Origin of the sequence: Petrimonas sulfuriphila (assembly GCA_038561985.1) — a bacterium.
Classification (GTDB): Bacteria; Bacteroidota; Bacteroidia; order Bacteroidales; family Dysgonomonadaceae; genus Petrimonas; species Petrimonas sulfuriphila.
Genome location: CP073276.1, coordinates 3050347 through 3068812, shown reverse-complemented (window position 1 = coordinate 3068812; position 18466 = coordinate 3050347). Strand labels below are relative to the sequence as shown.

Genomic DNA, 18466 nt, shown 5'->3' with positions numbered 1-18466 from the left:
TTTTTATACAAAACTACTTCTGTTTTTTAACAATATGTACAGCCTCGCCTAGAACATCTGCACAAGCTTCGAAGAGAGCTTCTGAGTAAGTGGGATGTCCGTATATAGTTTTGATTACTTCGTCCACGGTGATTTCCATTTCCATAAGCAACGATGCCTGGTTAATGATTTCAGCTGCCGCGGGACCTACAATATGCACACCAAGAATCTCGCCATATTTGCTGTCGGCGATCACTTTCACAAAACCAACATTATCACCGGATGCCATAGCCCGGCCGTTGGCAGCAAAATCAAAACGGCCAATACGAACGTCGTATTTCTCGCGTGCCTGTTCTTCCGTAAGACCAACCATAGCCACTTCGGGATGGGTATAAACTACCGAAGGAGCGGAATGCAATTTAAGTTCGCGATGATTGCCTTTTACAGCATTATCAGCTGCCACTTCACCCATGCGAAATGCTACATGCGCCAGCATCTTTATAGCATTCACATCGCCGGGTGCATAAATGCCTTTCACACTGGTTTCCATATATTTGTCAACCTTGATCCGGCCGCGCTCCATTTCAAACTGAATATCTCCCATCCCTTCGGTATCCGGTAAGCGTCCGATAGAAATCAGGACCTTATCAGCAATGACCGATTCTCCTCCTTCAATTTTAACTTCCACCTTGCCTTTTTTATCGGCAAGCTCAGTAATCTTGGTAGAAGTCATTATTTTCACGTTCTTCTTTTTCAGCAACTTGGTAAGTAATGCCGACGCTTCAGCGTCCACTGACGGAATAATCCTGTCCATCATCTCGATAACGGTTATTTTTGTTCCGAGCGCCTCAAATGCCTGAGCCATCTCTATACCGATAACACCTCCGCCAATCACCGCCAGCGTTTCGGGCAGTACGTCCAGCGCCAACAAATCATCACTGGTTAATACATTCGGATTATCAATACCCGGAATGTTTATTCTGGATACTTTTGACCCTCCCGCTAGAATAATTTTGTCACCTTTTATCACCGTGGAATCATCCACTACCACATCTTTGTTTTTATTGATTCGGGCAACTCCTTTGAAAATGTCCACTTTGTTGCTTCTCAGCAATGCTTCTACACCGCTTGTCAGCTTTTTTACCACCGAGTTTTTGTGCTGAACCACCCGAGGCATATCTATTTTGTACTTAACGCTTTCAAAAATGATTCCACGTGAAGCAGCCATCTCCATACCCTCGATAATTTCACCACTTTTGAGATATGCTTTCGTCGGAATACATCCCAAGTTAAGACACGTTCCTCCAAATTCTTTTTTTTCCACAATGGCCACTTTTGCCCCCTGTTGTGCAGCACGGATAGCAGCCACGTATCCAGCAGGTCCGCCACCAATGACGATCACATTGTATGAATCTTCGAGCCTTGTCATTGATTTGTCAGCAGCCTCTTCTTCAATCGGTTTCTCCTCTTCATATGCCTGCGGAACAATTTCCTCGCCTTCTTGTCCGATATAACCGATAACTTCCGTTACCGGAACAGTATCTCCGTCGTGACGGAGAATTTTAAGGAGCACGCCTGTTGCCTCGGCTTCAAGTTCCATACTTGTTTTATCGGTCATGATTTCGAGGATAATTTCACCTTGAGTCACAGGATCTCCTTCTTTTTTTAACCACTTTACAATTTGCCCTTCGGTCATGTCGATTCCCGCTTTGGGCATTATAATTTCGTATGCCATGTTTTGAGTTATGAGTTATGAGTTTTAAGTAAACCTCAAACGTTAAATTAATAATGTTAACGGATTTTCAAGCAGTTGCTTCAGGTCCGTCATGAATTTTGCCGCTGTAAGTCCGTCAATGATGCGATGATCACTGGTAAGGCTGACTTTCATTACCGGACGGATTACGGCCTCACCGTTGCGGACCACAAGGGTATCTTTTGTCGATGAGACGCTTAAAATGGCTGCATTCGGCTGATTGATGATTGCCGTAAAATGTTCCACGCCATACATTCCCAAGTTGCTGATGGTAAATGTACTTCCCGTTTGTTCATCGGGCAGCAACTTTTTCGAAAATGTACGTTCGGTAACGTCTTTCAAAGCTACTACCAGTTCGCTGAGCAACATTTTATCGGCATTTTTCACTACCGGCACCAGCAATCCCTCGTCCAATCCAACCGCCATTCCTAAATTCACGTAGTTGTGGAAAGTGATCTCGGTAACCTCGTTATTCAAGCTCGCATTGATGTATTTGTGTTTCATCAATGTTTTCACCACAGCAAACGAAATAAGATCGGTAACAGTCAGCTTTTTATCCGTTTTCTCCTTTATCGGATCCATCAATTTTTTGCGTAACTCAAGCAGTTCAGCCATATCTATTTCCCAGGTTTGAATAAACGAAGGGATCGAGAAATAACTTTCCGACATACGTTTTGCTATTACCTTGCGCATCATGCTCAACGGCTCGGTTTCGGTACTTACGGCTGCTTCCACCTTAACAGAGACATCGGGTTTGCTATCGGCAGGTATTACCTGAAGCTGCTTACTTATTCCCGAAAGAATTTTTGGTGCTGCCGTAGCTTCAGCAAAATCATTCCGGGTAAGGCGGGCTTTCAATACAGGATCAGAGATTAGCAACAGCACATCGTCCTTCATGATTTTATCGTTGTGACCGGTGCCCCTGACACCTTTCAGATCAATGTGATGTTCTTCAGCAATTCTGCGTGCGAGCGGCGAGACGTGAATTTTACCCTGAAAATTCCATCCGGCAACATCTTCTTTATGAACGCGTCCCTTATAACCTGTACCGGTCACATTTGTAAGCGTCACGTTCATTCGTTTAGCCAGCAATCTTGCTGCAGGAGTGGCTCTAACTAATTGTCTTTCTTCCATAAACCTCCTCTATCACCTTTTATTAACCAATTTGAGGATGTATTTTTTAATCCTTTCAACACTGGGTAGCATGGCTGCTTCAAGTTTGGCGTTGTAAGGAACGGGAACGTCTTCTGCCGCCAATCGCAGAATGCGGCCGTCGAGGTAATCGAAGGCATCGCTTTCGGCAATCATGGCGGCAATTTCACCGATGAAACCACCGGTTTTGTGCGCATCGTTAACGAGCAGCACACGACCGGTTTTTTTCACCGAATTAAGAACGGCTTCTTTGTCAAGCGGTATCAATGTTCTCAAATCAACCACTTCTACGCTTACCCCATCAGCCTCCCGTACCTGGTCGGCCGCCTGTAATACGCGTTCAAGCATTCTTCCATACGTAACAACAGTTACGTCCTTGCCCTCTCGTTTAAGTTCGGCTTTGCCTAATGGAATGGTAAATTCCGGATCGAGAGGAACTTCTCCTTTCATGTTGAATTGCGCTTTATATTCAAGGAAAATAACGGTGTTATTGTCCCTGATAGCGGATTTAAGTATTCCTTTTACATCGGCAGGTGTTCCCGGGGCAACAACCTTGAGTCCCGGGATGTGAGTAAACCAGGCTTCGAGCGACTGAGAATGTTGTGCAGCGGCACCCACTCCCGATCCTGCCGCGCAGCGAAACACAACAGGTACCTGTCCTTTTCCGCCGAACATATATCGGGTTTTTGCTGCCTGATTCACTATATTGTCCATCATATAAACAATAAAGTCCATAAAAGTTACATCAACAATGGGGCGCAGGCCGGTCATGGCTGCTCCGATGGCACAACCGGAAATAGCATTTTCAGAAATTGGCGTGTCGCGAACGCGTTCCTTACCAAATTCCTGAAGCATCCCTACCGATGTTCCGAAGTCGCCACCAAAAATACCCACGTCTTCACCCATAAGAAACACGTTTTCGTCACGGCGCATTTCTTCTGACATTGCCAAAATAATGGCATCTCTTACAGACATTACTTTAGTTTCGTTTTCCATTTTTTATTATTGTTGCTGAGAGCTTGGTGCAGAGGCTTAGGGTCAATCTGTACAATGAATCACCTTTGCTGTTAGCTTTTTTGCTCTGTATCGTTTTGTTGTATTTTGAGTTACTGATTGTAAAGGAGCGGCATTCCGCATCCCTAAGTCTTAATCTGCAAAAATATCTTCGAAAGCCGATTCCAGAGTTGGTTCGGGGCTTTCCATCGCAAATTTCACAGACGCTTCAACGGCGTCCATGGATTTACGGTCTATATCATCCAACTCTTCTTCGGAAGCTAGATTATTTTCCATCATATATTTTTTGTACTTGACAATCGGGTCTTTTTTCTTCCATTCATCCACCTCCTGTTTGGTACGGTATTTTCCGGGGTCTGAAGTTGAATGTCCGTACCAGCGATACGTGAGTGACTCAACCAAGACAGGCCCGTTTCCGCTGCGGACATAATCCACCAGCTCGACAAATTTGTTGTAAACAGCCAACAAATCATTTCCATCTTCGATAAGATGTCCTGGGACGCCGTAGGCGCTAGCACGCTGGTAATTGTAATCTATGTTGATTACGCTCGAAATAGGAGTACTGATTCCGTAAAAATTATTAATGGAATAGAAAATAACCGGTAACTTCCAAATGGATGCCATATTCATTGTTTCGTGAAAAGTACCTTCATTCACCGCTCCGTCACCAAAAAAACAGACGACAATCTTTCCGGTTTTTTTCATTTGTTGTGTCAGGGCAGCTCCGATAGCCATTCCCATTCCACCCCCCACAATTCCGTTGGCACCAAGATTTCCCTTATCCAGATCGGCTATATGCATTGAGCCTCCTTTTCCTTTACAGGTTCCTGTCGCTTTTCCCATAATTTCGGCCATCATCTCGTTAAGGTCTATTTCCATAGCAATGGTCTGCCCATGGCCGCGATGGTTGGAAGTAATTAAATCACCTTCCGACAGAGCAGCAATTGCACCCACATTGGCTGCTTCTTCACCTACCGAAAAATGCGTCATCCCGGGAACCTGGCCTCTCTTCACCATGTAATTGACCTTTTCGTCGAAATTACGGATATCGCACATTAACTTATGCATGTGCAGTAATTTTTCCTTGGGTATTTCTTGTTTAGCTGTTGATTTTTTAGATTTTGCCATAATATATTTAGTTGTAATATTGGATCAAACCTATCTCGTATTACCTGAATCAGTAACAATAACATTTTTTGAATGATATTTGTTTAACACATATCATTTTTTTATCGGTGATAAAGCGGGTTGATTGAAATCCTGATTCTGTGATTTTTCTACAAAGTTATTTAGAATTGTTTTAAATTACAAAACCGTTTAGTTTATTTAACCATTGCGTTTCTATTTTTCGGTTAAAATAAGCGTTGCCAGTCAAAAGTATTATTGCTTCCCCCACAGATAAGGGTAGTGTCAAACTTGTTCGGATTGTGTTAAGACGAGTAATAATCGAATAAAATTTATTGTTGCAGTTATGCTTTGATTTTTGGAAAAGTTATGAGAAAAAGCAACCCACCCTCGGGGCGATTTTTGGCTACGATGTTACCCTTGTGTAAAAGCACTGCATTTTTAACGATAGACAAACCTAAGCCTGAACCGCCGGTATCACGAGTACGTCCTTCGTTCACCCTGTAAAACCGTTCAAAAATCTTTACGAGGTGTTTCTCCTCCACCCCAACTCCGTTATCGTGAAATTCGAAGTACACAGCATCATCAGTTTCCATGTAACACCTAAGCACAATCTGAATAGACTTGCCAGCATATGCTAAGGAGTTTTCCACAAGGTTTCGGAAAATGGAATACAGGAGTGTGCGGCTGCCATAAATAACCACACTATCCGCTACCTCGATAGTAAATGTGGTGTTTTTTTCAAGGAATATATGGGCTAAATCAGATTTCAATTCATCAAGAAGCAATTTTATAAAAACGGGTTCTTTAACAAACCGGTCCGCAGCCTCTTCTATTTTAGTCAACATGCTTATATCCTGTATTAATTCGGATAACCGAATGGTTTGAACATACGCTCGATCAATAAAAACCTGCTGACGGTCTGTATCTTTGGGGTCAAGGTTAAGTATGGTCTCCAGATAACCACGGATACTGGTAACCGGTGTCCGGAGTTCATGAGCGATATTGTTGGTCATCTCCTGCTTGAGCAAGCGTCGCTTTTCAGCCTTAGTAATGTCGCTGATATAAATTTCAAAATTTTTATCTTCGAAAATAATAACCCTGATATTGAACTGCTTACCGTTTTTTTCTATACGCGTCGAGAACACATTTTCAGTACGGTCGGCCGAAGCTAGAAAAGCAACAATCTCTTCAAAATCAGGATCGGAAAATAAATATTCATCTTCCAACACGGGTTTATCTGCTATAACATTCAAAAATTGCAGAAAATGGGAGTTGGCGTAGATTTTCTTCCGTTCTTCGGAAAAAATGGCAATCCCCTCTTCGGAAAATTGAAAATGCTGAATAAGTTTTTCTCGCTCCAAAGCCAGTTTTTTCCGGTTTTCTTTCAATAAATTGTAATTCTCCACGATCTCGGCACTAACCTCTCCTACCTCATCGTCGGGAAACTCGAACGCTGTTTTTGTAGGCCTACCATTCTTCAGGTTTACCGCAAATTCCTTTAACTCTTTAATTGATTTGGAAAATTTATTGGCAAAATAGAACATCATCAGCGCACATACAATGAAAAACAAAATGATGAAATACATGAAACTGTTTTTGGAATTAAGAAACGGCCTCACTTCCACCTCGTAGGGCAAGGCAACGCGAATAAAATATGCTCCGTCGTAATTCCTGGCATAATATAAATACCGGATATGGTTACTGTCCGACATTCGTATGTTGGAACCGCTACCTGAAACCATTGCCTTTTGAATTTCGGGACGGTCTGTATGATTAGTCATCCTCTTCTCGTCCAGCAGATTATCATACATTACTCTGCCCGTCTTATCAATAATAGTCAAACGTAGGTTATCGGATAAATACGCTGTTAATTCATCCATCCGTTGTATGCTATCCGGGAATACAATATGCCGGCCTTTTATGTAGCGGTGAATAAAACCGGCATTTCCGTCAAGCATATTTTCAAGGCTTTTCGTACGTTCGTGCCGGACTTGCTTTTGTTCAAACAAAATAATCCCCGCCGTAAAAACTGCAATGATTACGGAGAAGTACAGCAAGATTCTTTTTCGGTATGACAGCCGGAAACTCATTCTGTCGTTTTTGGCTCTGAATTCAGGTAATATCCGAATCCTGAACGATTTACAATAATTGATGAATATTCGCCTAATTTTTTCCTGAGGCGAGTTATGTGCACATCTACTGTTCTGTCGAGAACAAACTCGTTGTCACCCCAAACCTGATTCAAGATTTCGCTGCGGGTATAAACGTTCGGGGAGGTTTGCGACAACAACGAAAGAATTTCAAACTCTTTTTTCGTGAGTGTAACTTCAACATCATCTATGGTCACCCTGTTATTAAGAATATCAATGGTTAATCCCTCATGCTGCCAGAGTGTCTGCGTCTCTTTCTTATTTAAACGGACTCTTTTTAAAACCGATTTTACCCTTGCAATCAGTTCTTTTACAGAAAAAGGTTTAGACACATAATCATCACCGCCTAAGGAGAAGCCCGTCAGCATATCGTTTTCGGTGTTTTTTGCCGTCAGAAATATGATGGGGACACTCTTTCCTTCTTTTCTGAGTCTCTCGGCCATTTTAAAACCCGACATCCCCCCCATCATAACATCCAGAATAATCAGATCGTGCCTGTCGGTAAGAATTGACAATGCCTCTTCAGCCGAATTAGCCAAATCTACTTTGTACCCTTCATTTTCAAGATTAAACTGAAGAATATCGCAAATGTCTTTTTCGTCGTCTACAACCAGAATTCTTTCTTCCATAACTGATAAAATTGATGTTTATTAAGATTCCTCTTCTGTTTTAAATGGCAATGACTTTTTTAGTTCTTTATCGTGCCGGACATCTTTTCCCTCCAACAGAAAAATAGCAGATTCTGCCATATCTACTGCTTTATCGCCAATACGTTCAATGTAATAAGCAATATTGTTAAGATTTACAATATTAATAAGCATTTGATAACTAGTGACTTTTTCTTGAAAACCTTCAGCCAGTTTGCGTTCCATTTTTCGTTCCATCTTGTCTACTTTATCGTCCATCAAAATGGTATTGTAAGCCATTTGGTTGCTCGAACCCGAAACGGAAAACACCGCATTTTTAAGCATTCCATCTGTATGCACAAGCATTTTCCCCATCAATTTAATATACGTATCGAAACCATCGAGCGAGAAATCTATCTTTTTAATTGACTCGGCAACATTTTGGATAAGATCCCCCACACGTTCCAAGGAAATAGTCATGTCGTAATAAGCCATAATCTTTCTCAAATCTATGGCTACGGGATTGAAGAACATGATGCTGTTTATTACTTTTTCTTTTATGGTGATATCCAACGAATCGATAATTTTTTCGTTCTTCTTCATCAGTATAAAGAGCTCTTCATTTTTTTCTGTCAAAAGATGTTGCGTGTTTGCCAACTGTTCCAATACAATTTCAGAAAGAAGCTGGAAGTCACTGTTCAATTGGTTGAAGTATTTTTCTTTTATACTGACGCCAGACGCGCTTAACAGGTTGTCGGATTCTTTGTTATTCGTTCCCATGATTGCAGTTATTAGAAAATTGATTTCACATACAAAGATAACCAACTATCCGAATACACCGGTCAGGTATTCTTCGGTTTTTTTATTCCGGGGTTTCGTAAACATGTGGCGTGTGTTGCCGTATTCAATCAAATTCCCCAGATACATAAACATGGAATTGTCCGAAATCCGTGCAGCCTGCGACATGTTGTGAGTAACAATCAGGATAGTGTATTTCGATTTCAAATCCAACAGTAATTCTTCAATTTTGTTAGTTGATATCGGATCAAGTGCTGAGGTAGGCTCATCCATTAACAACAATTCCGGTTTCAAGGCCAGCGTGCGGGCTATACACAGTCGTTGCTGCTGTCCGCCCGAAAGGAACGAACCACGTTTGGTCATCACGTCTTTTACCTCATCCCAAAGTGCCACCGAAACAAGGCTTTGCTCCACGATACGGTCTTTCTCCTGTCTATTTAAACGTATGCCGTTAAGGGAATAACCGGCCAATACGTTATCATAAATACTCATTGTTGGAAACGGATTGGGCTGCTGAAAAACCATTCCCGCCATACGACGCACTTCCATTGGATTCATCTGCAGTACATTCTTCCCTTTCAGGAGAATTTCTCCCGTCGTCTTCACACTGGGATACAAGTCGTGCATACGGTTAATGGCACGCAGCAAGGTGCTTTTCCCGCATCCCGACGGCCCCATAATTGCCGTGATGGTATTGGGGAATACATCTGCAGATACTTCATTCACTGCTTTTTTGTCCGGTGTGTATGCTACCGACACCGATTTTAATTGTAGGATAGGCTTATTGCCGTTATAATTTATATCTTCCATTTGCGTGCTACGATTTTTGCCAGCCAGTTTAAAAGAAATATGACGATAAGGAGCAGTAATGAGGTTGACCAAATTAAATCGACCAAGTTGGGATCGTTGTAAAAATCCCAGATCAGAAGTGGAATAGCGCTTGTTGGCTCCATCAAGTCCCAGTTTACCACGGTTGCCCCCAGGGCCGTCAACATCAGGGGTGCAGTCTCGCCCATTACCCGGGAGACAGCGAGTAAGATCCCGGTAAAAATTCCACCGAATCCCGAGGGAAGCAATATCTTGAAAACCACGTTCCTGTAGGAAGAACCTAATGCCAGTCCTGCTTCCTTATAGGAACGAGGCAGCATTTTCAGTGTCTCTTCGGTTGAACGTACCACCATAGGCAGCATCATTATCGTCAGCGCCACGCTTCCGGCCAGGGCAGAATACCCGCCCAAAGGCTTCACAACCCATGCGTACGCGATAATTCCAATAACAATTGAAGGCATTCCCTGCAACAAGTCAGTCAGGTAGCTGACCAACCGGGCAAACTTTTTTTGCGGGTTCTCCGAAAGATAAATCCCAATCAGCAATCCCAGCGGAATTGTCAGAAGAATAGCTACTCCAACAATGAGCAGAGTTCCGGTTATTCCGTTCAGGATTCCTCCGGGTATGGATTCGCCGTTGATACGTGATAGCATAGCATCCATCGACGACGGTGTCACTTCAGAAAACAGCTGTAGGTTGAAATTTTTGTATCCCCTGGATATTACTTCCCACAAAATGAAGAATAACGGCAGCATCGATAAGGCCGACAATGCACAGACAAGAACAAACACCAATTTGTCCTTGCTGCTTCGATACCTTATGCTTGTTTGTTTCCTCTCCATCATACCCTCGACAAGTGTTTCATTACCAGTTTTGCTATAAAATTGATAATTGCCGTAATTAAAAAAAGCAACAACCCGATAGCGATCAACGCACTTAGTTTCAACCCGTCAGCTTCACCAAATTGATTGGCAATAATGCTCGCCATGGTGTTTCCTGTATCGGCCAACCCTTTCGGAACATGATTGGTATTCCCGATAAGCATGGTTACCGCCATAGTCTCGCCCAGTGCTCTACCGAGCGCCAAGATATATGCGGCTACAATCCCGGAGCCGGCCGTTGGCAAACTGATGTGTTGAATAACCTCCATTCTTGTCGCACCCATACTGTAAGCACCTTCTTTCAGGTTATTGGGAACCATCGACAAAAATTCTCCGCTCAGTGAAGAGGCATAAGGAATAATCATGATCGCCAGTACGACTGATGCCGTAAAAACTCCGAATCCCTGAGAATTTATCCCTAAATCTACCACAAGCGGGCGTATGGCATAAAATCCCCACAAACCATAAACAATGGAAGGAATTCCAGCAAGTAAATTGACAACCGAACTCACAAACGAGGAAATCTTAGTCCCTTTGAAATATTCTCCGGTGAACAAAGCCACAGGCAATGAGAACAGAAGACAGATCAATAATGCAAACGATGCCGTAAAAAGTGTTCCCACAACAAAAGAAAACGCTCCGTACTCTTCGGTTGCCGACCTCGGATCCCACTCGGAATTTGTAATAAAACCGAGAAAACCATATTCTCTGAAAGCTTCTGAAGCACTACCCACCAAAGCGTAAATTATTCCGGCTGTAAGTAGCAAGACGCTTGCTGCAGCCGTAAACAAAATAGCTTTAAACAAGTTATCTTTCATCTCTTAACGTTTTACCAGGGTAACGGATCCGGATTGGCAGACTGCAGGACCTTGCCTCCGTAATGGATTTCCGAAATTAACTTTTGTGTCTTTATCAACGCCTGCTCCGACAAGGGGGCGTAATTAATTTTCGCTGCGACTTCCTGCCCTTCGGGTGAGAGCACGTAGGTGAGCAAATTGACTAAATCCCGGGCATCCTTTTCGGTTCTGTTTGCATATTGCTGGTTTTTGTACACCAAAATCCATGTCAACAGACTGATTGGGTAAGCATTGGGATCGGCAGAATCGGTAAGCGTGACCCGCATATCATCGGGTAAATCCACGTTAGCAGCAGCCGAGATAGTTTCAAGTGTGGCATCTACATAATTACCGGATTTATTTTTAAGTTTTGCCGTAGACAGCTTTAATGTGAGTGCATATTCAGAACCGATGTAACCGATAGCCCCTTCGGTTTGCTGAACAATTCCCGCCACTCCAGGGTTCCCTTTCGCGGCTATTCCGGCACTCCACTTCAGGGCTTTTCCTTTTCCCATGCTGCGTTTCCATTTATCACTCACCTCGCATAAATAATCGGAGAAATTAAACGTGGTACCGCTGCCATCGGATCGGTAAACAGGTGTAATTCTCAGATCGGGTAGTTCTACATCCGGATTTTCCTGAACAATAAGCGGATCGTCCCAACGGATGATATTGCCCATAAAAATTTCAGCAACCAACTCGCCAGTCAACCGCAAGCTGTCAACGCCCGGAAGCGTGTAAGCCATCACCACACCTCCCATACAGGTGGCTATATGAACAACTTCAGCATTCATTGATTTCAATTCCTTATCGGAAAGAAAAGCGTCGCTGGCTCCAAAATCCACGGAGTTATCGCGCAAACTCCGGATACCGCCTCCACTGCCAATGGCTCCGTAGTTCACGGTCATGCCCGGATTCACACGCATATAGTCGCGAAAAACAATGTTGTAGAAAGGATATGGGAAAGTAGCTCCGGCACCCGATATAGCAGAGTTGCCTTTAATGGGTGAATTTTGATTGACACAAGAACCTAAAACAAGTACGATGGCTGGAAACAGTAGAATCTTTTTCATCAAAACCTTAAAGTCTATCTGTAAGTGACGGCAAAGTTACAATTCTTATGTTACAAAACTGTTACTTTTTTGTTACGAAATTATTAAGATTTTAAGGCGGTTAAATGATGCTTAAAGCAAGTCTTATTCCATTTACACTTATACCGTGAAATCTGGACAAGTGCAGGATACTCACAATAATAAACAACGTATTTTTTTGATAAAACTAACTAAAAACCATACCTCCCAAAATAATATAACCCATTGTATTATTACCTGATAAAAAATATTACTCATTCAGATTTTGTAAATAATTTGCTTTTATCCGTTGCGTAGGTTTTGCGCAAAAGTAACATTGCTCTATATTTGTATCCTAATTCTAAAACAACATGTTTCTAAAGAAATATTTTTCCCTTCTTTCCTGGTCTGTAATCATTATTCTTCAGGCATGCAACACTACTCATAACTATGATGAGTTAAAAGAGGGCGATTTACTGTTTATTGTCGGAAAAAGCAAATCAGAACAGACCAGTGCCATTAAAAGAAGCACATCACAAAAAGAAGAAGTTCCTTATTCCCATGTAGGCATAGTAAAATTCGATAAAAAAGACGTATACGTCATAGAAGCTACCCCCTCGGATGGAATCATCCAGACGTTGCTTTACGAATTCATACAGAAAGCCGAAAAACGAAAAGGAAGACCCCTGATTGCAGTAGGAAGGGTAAAACCTGAATTTCAATACATTGTTCCACTTGCCGTTGAAAACGCCGGAGATCTACTAGGTAGACCTTATGATTACGCCTATGAAGAAGGGAACGATGCGTATTACTGTTCCGAGCTTGTTCGCTTCTCGTATCTAGATTCCTTACGTAACCCGATTTTTCCTGCTGTTTCTATGACATTCAAAAACAAGGAGACAGGCGAAACTGAAGCTTATTGGGAAAAACACTTTGCCGGACTGCAACTGGAAATTCCCGAAGGAAAGTCAGGGACAAATCCCGTTGATATGTCGAAATCGCCCATTATTGATATAGTTCACAAGTATTATTGACAGTATGCGATACTCTTTTATGCTTTTCTTGTTGTGTTGCTTTTTTACAGGATGCGTGAAGGAAGAAACTGACAACCGGGATACCGGATTTATTGTTGCGGTAGGTGATCCGGCTCCAGATTTTCAGATACACTATCAGGACGGAAACACACAATCACTGAAATCACTTCGCGGAAAAGTAGTTTTAATCCAATTTGCCGCTAGCTGGTGCAAAGTATGTCAGGATATTATGCCGCTTATGGAAAGGGAGTTTAATCTCAGATATAAATCGCATCCCGACTTTACCCTTTTTGCCGTTTGCAGAGGACAAACTCCGGAAGAAGTTCAGCAGTTCGCTGAAAAAGTCAAGGTAACTTATCCGCTTACGCTGGATGAAGACGAATCTATTTTCAGGCTGTATGCACTTGCCAAAGCCGGAGTAACACGAAATGTACTGATAGATAAGGACGGAAAAATAGTCTATTTAACCCGCCTTTACAACGAACAGGAATTTGCTCAATTAAATAAAACAATAGATTCGTTGTTGCAACCGTGAAAAATGTCTTGTTAAGGTAAAAAAGTTTATTAAAGTCGGGGATACCTGTTTCACTTAACGAAATAGTTGTATTTTTGTTTTTTTAAACAAAACGATGGACAATAATAATTCATTCAGAGAAACAAACTCACCGAAAGCAAGACTCCACGGGCTAAACCCTGTAACCGATTGGTTTGTAAGATTTATTAAGGGAATTATAGTAGGAATAGGTTTTATCCTTCCCGGATTATCGGGCGGCGTACTGGCGGTCATTGTGGGAATGTACGATCCGCTGATAAAATTCCTCGCTAACCTGAAAGAGAAATTCCTGAAAAATGTAATGTTCTTTCTGCCTTTTGCCGTCGGTGCTGCGGTTGGAATTGTGCTTTTCGCCGTGGTAGTGGAAAAAGCTTTTGGACAATATGCTGCTCAGTTTGTTTGTTTGTTTGTGGGTTTTGTTGCCGGAACATTCCCGTCGCTATTTAAAACTGCCGGAAAACAAGGACGCAAGAACAAAGATTTTTTTATCCTTATCCTCTCTGCGCTTGGAATTTTTGCGTTGATGCTTGCGGGGGGAAAACAACTGACCGAAGTAAATCCACACGTATTATCTTGGCTTGCATCTGGATTACTGATGGGGTTAGGATTGATCATTCCCGGACTAAGCCCTTCTAATTTCCTGATTTACTTTGGGATGTATGATAAAATGGCTACCGGTATCAAAGATTTCGATTTCGCGGTAATTATTCCGTTGGTGATCGGATTTATTCTTTGTGTGATTCTATTCTCGAAAATTGCGGCATATCTTTTTAAAAAATATTATCCGGGAATGTATCATTTTATTCTTGGTTTGGTTATCGGATCTTCACTGGCAATCTTTCCGACAGTTGTCTTTCCAGCTTTCCAGCCCGCTCAATTGTCTGCAGCCGGACTTAGCTTTACCGGAGCACTGCTTTTCTGTTTGGTGCTTTTTGCGGCGGGGACCGTTGCTTCCTATTTTTTCAGTAAACTGGAAGAGAAATATCCGAGGGAGGAAATATTTTAATAACGGATGGCGTTGCCAGGTAACACAGAACAATAATTTGCTATAATCGTTGAAGATCAACTTTTCGAATAAAAATTTCAGCTCCTTCCGATTGAATCTGTATCTTGCCTTTTTGCGGTTTTACACTGCAAGCCCGATTCACGAGCTTGCCGTTCAAATAAATGAGAAGTTCACTTCCAATCGCATAACATTCTATCCGGTTCCATTGTCCTACAGGTCTTTCCACATCGTTTACACCGCGAAAATCTTTTTTATCTTCCCATTGCGGATCACGACTGTGCCAATCGATCCTCCCGCGAACAAATGTTCTGGCTTCTCCTTCAGGATCGTAAAAGCAGGATTCTTCAAGCTCGCCGGGCTTTACGGTTGTTGTGGCCGAGAAGTTGTCTGTGCCATCACCTACGATAATGATATCTCCTGTTCCGCCCTCGATAATCTGACTTTCTATAGAATACATCCAAATTCCACCCGATCCTCCGTCTTCACCAACAGAGTGCAACAATATACCGCTATCGCGTGCCCGGTCGACGCGAGGTGCAAAAGTTCTTTCACCCCATTTGAACTCAACGGTCAGTTTGTAATTTTCAAATTCCTCATCGGTAGTTATGCAACCAAACTCTTCGCCCGATATAACAATATTGCCGTTTTTTACGGTAAACACTTCGTTGGGATCACTGTTTTTCCCTTTTCCTTTCAAAAAAGTGTACCATCCCTCCAAATTCTTTCCATTAAACAACTGAATGTATTTTTGTGAAGTTTTCTTCTGTCCGGCGAATGAATTGATTTTGTTTACCGGCCGTGCGCCAACACCTTCATTTGTCATTACAACCGGCAGAATCTTGTCGTCAGCACCAAACTCCAACTTGTCAATACAGGTCATGCGGGAATTTCCGTCTTTTTCTGTCAGTGGGCGACGATGATATACAATAAACCACTCATCTGTGCCGGGCACATTGATGACCGAATTATGGCCTGCTCCATTATGAAACTTATCGATTAACGGTCTTTCCAGGTAATCACGGAAAGGACCTTCGGGACGCTCCGAAACGCCAATACCGATGCCGCCCTCGCTTTCATTACTTTGAATATCATTGGCTGCAAAAAAAAGGTAATATTTTCCGCCTTTCTCCACAATGGCAGGAGCCCACATAGCTCTCTTTGCCCATTTGACCTGTGCGGTATCGATAATGTTGCTGTGCTTTGTCCAATTCACCAGGTCGGAAGAGGAAAAGGCATCCATAAACACCTGCTGGTTGTAGGGGGCCGAGAAAGTAGGATAAATCCAGTATTTATCACCTAAAACCGTCGCTTCGGGATCGGCATACCTGCCGGGGAAAACAGGATTCCCCGATTTTTGTGCGTTAAGCGTCGCAAAAAACAGCAATAACAGGCTAAAGAGCAAGGTTGTTTTTTTCATTTGCATTGAATGTATTTAGGCAATAAAGCTAGCGGTTACTTTTAAAAAATTCAACCGTCGGATTCCGCATTGTCATCCGTTAACCTGTATGAAAACGGATAAAACAAACAAGTAACCAAAGGCTCGATAAGAAATAACAACAGGCTAATCATCCATACAAAGATAAAAATTATTTCCAAAAAAAACTAAAAACAAAATGCTTCCGAAGCCATAGACTAACCGGCTTTTTTTATCGACGAACGATGGATTATTTTGTATAAACAACCGATATTTCCATTTAAATAATTGATTAATCGACTATTATGGCAATATAATTATAGTTAAACAGTCGTTTTGAATTAAACATTTCACTACCTTTAAACGTCATAACAACGATAAATTTTTAATTTCTACCTATTATCAACATTAAAAAATTTGAAGTATGAAAAAGTATGCAATGTTCATGTTAGTTACCATGCTGACAATCGGCTTGCCGATTTCAGCACAAAACGGGCAAAGAAAACAAAGAGTCGACGACAACAGTCGTACGCGTCAGGAGATGAGAATGACGGCAAAAGAGCGTGCCGAATGGATGGCGAAACAATTGGAGCTGACTGCCGATCAAACCGCAAAAGTACAGGCCTTACTGGAAAAACAAGATGCCAAACGTGCAGAACAAATGGCAAAGTTCCGGGAACAACGCGAACAAGTGACAACAAACCGGGAAAAAAATCGTGAAGAAATGCGTACTCTACGCGAAAAAGAAATGAAGGAAAACCAAGCTGAACTGGAGCGTATTATCGGAAAAGAAAAAATGAAAAAATTAAATTCGTTACGCGAACCGCGACAGCGAAAACCGCAGGCAAATCGCTAAAAAAATGTAAACCAGCAATTTTTGGTTATCGACTTCCCTTTCTTACATCAAAAAAACGCCGCTTTACAAAAGACGGCGTTTTTTTTGATGTATCGCCGCACTACATCGCCGCAAACTTCAAACAAACCGGTTTGCTGACATAAATATCTTGTCCGGTATCGGTGAGAGAGCCGGTTTTATTGTTGATGATAAAAACTTGAATTTTATTGTCATCACGGCTAGCCACAAGCAAGAATTTTCCATTGGGAGTGATCACAAAATTCCGGGGATGTCGTCCCGTCGGCTGATAACCAGCCTTGGTAAGGGTTCCGTCGTCCGGGTCAATCGAAAATATGGCTATACCATCGGCTTGAAGCCGGTTGGAGGCATATAGAAATTTCCCATCTGGCGAAACGTGAATATCTGCACTTCCACGTGAACCTACCACTGAGTCCGTAGCAATAACTTGTTTTTCTTTTAAGTCTCCTTCATCGTAATCATACACGATTACATCCCCCGACAACTCACCCAGCAGATAAAAATATTTTCCGGTGGGATGAAAATCGAAATGACGCGGTCCTGAACCGGCGGGAGCAGGAAATTCTTTCAAGCTTTCCCGGGAAAGTACCGGCTGGCCTTCGAAAACCGAACCTATAGCGCTGTAGCGATATATTTTATCTGTTCCCAAGTCGGCGGCGAACAGGAATCTCGTATCGGGAGAAAACCGGATGCTGTGCAGGTGGGAGCTCTTCTGCCGTGTCGTATCGGGTCCCGAGCCCTCAAAATTAATCACCGCTTCAGCAGAAGACAACGTTCCGTCATCTTTTACCTTAAATACTGAAATACTTCCACCCACATAATTTGCCGTAAGAACGCTTTTGCCTGCTTTATCCATCTCTATGAAGCACGGTCCCGGACTTTCGGTATAACTCGAATTTAAAAACTGAAGCACTCCTCTTTCCTTGTCGAACGCAAATGCGACAGAGGTGCTTTTCCCATCCCCATTTTCACTTACAGCGTATACGAATTTTTCGTCAGGGCTTACCACAAGATAGGATGGATTTACGGCTTCAGCCAGACTCAGGGAGTCAGATCTACCGGTTTCTGTATCAAACTTATAAACATAAATACCCTGGCTCCCTTCTTCTGAAGTATAAGTTCCTACAAGCAAAAACAGATCATTTGGTGTTGCCGAAGCAACGACTTTATTCATTGTATCCATATCTTCTTTTTTTGTTTTTCTGTTGGTGCACGTTACGAATAAAACAGCGCAGATGAGCGCGAAAATGACTTCTCTCTTCATTTGTATTGTATTTGTTTGTTAGCTTAAATCAGCCTAATGTTGTACTTCTTTACTGAATTTACACACCTTTCACGATCACTGTCAAATCTTTAAACGGACATGCATT

General features: G+C 42.3%; 17 protein-coding genes. 4 read left to right on the top strand and 13 right to left on the bottom strand.

Going from position 1 to position 18466, the window contains the following annotated elements:
- Positions 1 to 13: 13 nt before the first annotated feature.
- From lpdA to pstS, 11 genes are all read right to left on the bottom strand, one after another.
- Positions 14 to 1714, bottom strand: a complete 1701-nt coding sequence (gene lpdA / locus KCV26_13040) for a dihydrolipoyl dehydrogenase (GenBank protein WZX36218.1) — start codon at positions 1712 to 1714, stop codon at positions 14 to 16.
- A gap of 42 nt (positions 1715 to 1756) precedes the next feature.
- Entirely contained in the window at positions 1757 to 2866 is a 1110-nt protein-coding gene (locus KCV26_13035) for a dihydrolipoamide acetyltransferase (protein WZX36217.1), read from the bottom strand.
- A 12-nt stretch (positions 2867 to 2878) separates the two neighbouring features.
- Positions 2879 to 3880: an alpha-ketoacid dehydrogenase subunit beta gene (locus tag KCV26_13030; protein ID WZX36216.1), complete on the bottom strand. Its 1002-nt coding sequence runs from the start codon at positions 3878 to 3880 to the stop codon at positions 2879 to 2881.
- 150 nt (positions 3881 to 4030) lie between these two features.
- Positions 4031 to 5026: a thiamine pyrophosphate-dependent dehydrogenase E1 component subunit alpha gene (locus tag KCV26_13025; protein ID WZX36215.1), complete on the bottom strand. Its 996-nt coding sequence runs from the start codon at positions 5024 to 5026 to the stop codon at positions 4031 to 4033.
- A gap of 341 nt (positions 5027 to 5367) precedes the next feature.
- Entirely contained in the window at positions 5368 to 7116 is a 1749-nt protein-coding gene (locus tag KCV26_13020) for a two-component sensor histidine kinase (GenBank protein WZX36214.1), read from the bottom strand.
- Positions 7113 to 7805, bottom strand: a complete 693-nt coding sequence (locus KCV26_13015; protein WZX36213.1) for a response regulator transcription factor — start codon at positions 7803 to 7805, stop codon at positions 7113 to 7115. The genes KCV26_13020 and KCV26_13015 overlap by 4 nt, the downstream gene beginning before the upstream one ends.
- Before the next feature lie 21 nt (positions 7806 to 7826).
- Positions 7827 to 8582, bottom strand: a complete 756-nt coding sequence (locus tag KCV26_13010) for a hypothetical protein (GenBank protein WZX36212.1) — start codon at positions 8580 to 8582, stop codon at positions 7827 to 7829.
- A 45-nt stretch (positions 8583 to 8627) separates the two neighbouring features.
- Positions 8628 to 9410 (bottom strand): phosphate ABC transporter ATP-binding protein, encoded by a 783-nt coding sequence (gene pstB / locus KCV26_13005; protein ID WZX36211.1) that lies wholly within the window; start codon positions 9408 to 9410, stop codon positions 8628 to 8630.
- Complete coding sequence (pstA, locus tag KCV26_13000) at positions 9398 to 10273, bottom strand: phosphate ABC transporter permease PstA (GenBank protein ID WZX36210.1); 876 nt, start codon at positions 10271 to 10273, stop codon at positions 9398 to 9400. Before pstA ends, pstB begins: the two co-directional genes overlap by 13 nt.
- A complete protein-coding gene (gene pstC, locus KCV26_12995; GenBank protein WZX36209.1) occupies positions 10270 to 11127 on the bottom strand; it encodes a phosphate ABC transporter permease subunit PstC in 858 nt (285 codons plus the stop codon). Before pstC ends, pstA begins: the two co-directional genes overlap by 4 nt.
- A gap of 11 nt (positions 11128 to 11138) precedes the next feature.
- Complete coding sequence (pstS, locus tag KCV26_12990) at positions 11139 to 12218, bottom strand: phosphate ABC transporter substrate-binding protein PstS (protein ID WZX36208.1); 1080 nt, start codon at positions 12216 to 12218, stop codon at positions 11139 to 11141.
- Between the two features lie 368 nt (positions 12219 to 12586).
- On the opposite strand from pstS, the gene KCV26_12985 reads away from it, so the two are divergent.
- The 3 genes from KCV26_12985 (at position 12587) to KCV26_12975 (ending at position 14808) form a co-directional block, all read left to right on the top strand.
- On the top strand, positions 12587 to 13249 hold the full coding sequence (locus tag KCV26_12985) for a hypothetical protein (protein WZX36207.1): 663 nt from the start codon (positions 12587 to 12589) through the stop codon (positions 13247 to 13249).
- A gap of 4 nt (positions 13250 to 13253) precedes the next feature.
- A complete protein-coding gene (locus KCV26_12980) occupies positions 13254 to 13784 on the top strand; it encodes a TlpA family protein disulfide reductase (GenBank protein WZX36206.1) in 531 nt (176 codons plus the stop codon).
- Between the two features lie 94 nt (positions 13785 to 13878).
- A complete protein-coding gene (locus tag KCV26_12975) occupies positions 13879 to 14808 on the top strand; it encodes a DUF368 domain-containing protein (GenBank protein ID WZX36205.1) in 930 nt (309 codons plus the stop codon).
- Between the two features lie 40 nt (positions 14809 to 14848).
- Here the strand turns inward: KCV26_12975 and KCV26_12970 are convergent, their stop codons facing one another.
- On the bottom strand, positions 14849 to 16225 hold the full coding sequence (locus tag KCV26_12970) for a DUF1080 domain-containing protein (GenBank protein WZX36204.1): 1377 nt from the start codon (positions 16223 to 16225) through the stop codon (positions 14849 to 14851).
- A 421-nt stretch (positions 16226 to 16646) separates the two neighbouring features.
- Between KCV26_12970 and KCV26_12965 the strand changes: the two genes are divergently transcribed.
- Positions 16647 to 17078, top strand: coding sequence for a hypothetical protein (locus tag KCV26_12965; GenBank protein ID WZX36203.1), 432 nt, complete (start codon positions 16647 to 16649; stop codon positions 17076 to 17078).
- Positions 17079 to 17178: 100 nt separating this feature from the next.
- On the opposite strand, the gene KCV26_12960 is transcribed toward KCV26_12965, so the two are convergent.
- Positions 17179 to 18360: a lactonase family protein gene (locus KCV26_12960; protein ID WZX36202.1), complete on the bottom strand. Its 1182-nt coding sequence runs from the start codon at positions 18358 to 18360 to the stop codon at positions 17179 to 17181.
- Positions 18361 to 18466: the final 106 nt, after the last annotated feature.

Coding starts and splice junctions, on each gene's coding strand:
- lpdA (WZX36218.1), bottom strand. CDS start 1,714: ATGGCATACGAAATTATAATGCCCAAAGCGGGAATCGACATGACCGAA.
- KCV26_13035 (WZX36217.1), bottom strand. CDS start 2,866: ATGGAAGAAAGACAATTAGTTAGAGCCACTCCTGCAGCAAGATTGCTG.
- KCV26_13030 (WZX36216.1), bottom strand. CDS start 3,880: ATGGAAAACGAAACTAAAGTAATGTCTGTAAGAGATGCCATTATTTTG.
- KCV26_13025 (WZX36215.1), bottom strand. CDS start 5,026: ATGGCAAAATCTAAAAAATCAACAGCTAAACAAGAAATACCCAAGGAA.
- KCV26_13020 (WZX36214.1), bottom strand. CDS start 7,116: ATGAGTTTCCGGCTGTCATACCGAAAAAGAATCTTGCTGTACTTCTCC.
- KCV26_13015 (WZX36213.1), bottom strand. CDS start 7,805: ATGGAAGAAAGAATTCTGGTTGTAGACGACGAAAAAGACATTTGCGAT.
- KCV26_13010 (WZX36212.1), bottom strand. CDS start 8,582: ATGGGAACGAATAACAAAGAATCCGACAACCTGTTAAGCGCGTCTGGC.
- pstB (WZX36211.1), bottom strand. CDS start 9,410: ATGGAAGATATAAATTATAACGGCAATAAGCCTATCCTACAATTAAAA.
- pstA (WZX36210.1), bottom strand. CDS start 10,273: ATGATGGAGAGGAAACAAACAAGCATAAGGTATCGAAGCAGCAAGGAC.
- pstC (WZX36209.1), bottom strand. CDS start 11,127: ATGAAAGATAACTTGTTTAAAGCTATTTTGTTTACGGCTGCAGCAAGC.
- pstS (WZX36208.1), bottom strand. CDS start 12,218: ATGAAAAAGATTCTACTGTTTCCAGCCATCGTACTTGTTTTAGGTTCT.
- KCV26_12985 (WZX36207.1), top strand. CDS start 12,587: ATGTTTCTAAAGAAATATTTTTCCCTTCTTTCCTGGTCTGTAATCATT.
- KCV26_12980 (WZX36206.1), top strand. CDS start 13,254: ATGCGATACTCTTTTATGCTTTTCTTGTTGTGTTGCTTTTTTACAGGA.
- KCV26_12975 (WZX36205.1), top strand. CDS start 13,879: ATGGACAATAATAATTCATTCAGAGAAACAAACTCACCGAAAGCAAGA.
- KCV26_12970 (WZX36204.1), bottom strand. CDS start 16,225: ATGAAAAAAACAACCTTGCTCTTTAGCCTGTTATTGCTGTTTTTTGCG.
- KCV26_12965 (WZX36203.1), top strand. CDS start 16,647: ATGAAAAAGTATGCAATGTTCATGTTAGTTACCATGCTGACAATCGGC.
- KCV26_12960 (WZX36202.1), bottom strand. CDS start 18,360: ATGAAGAGAGAAGTCATTTTCGCGCTCATCTGCGCTGTTTTATTCGTA.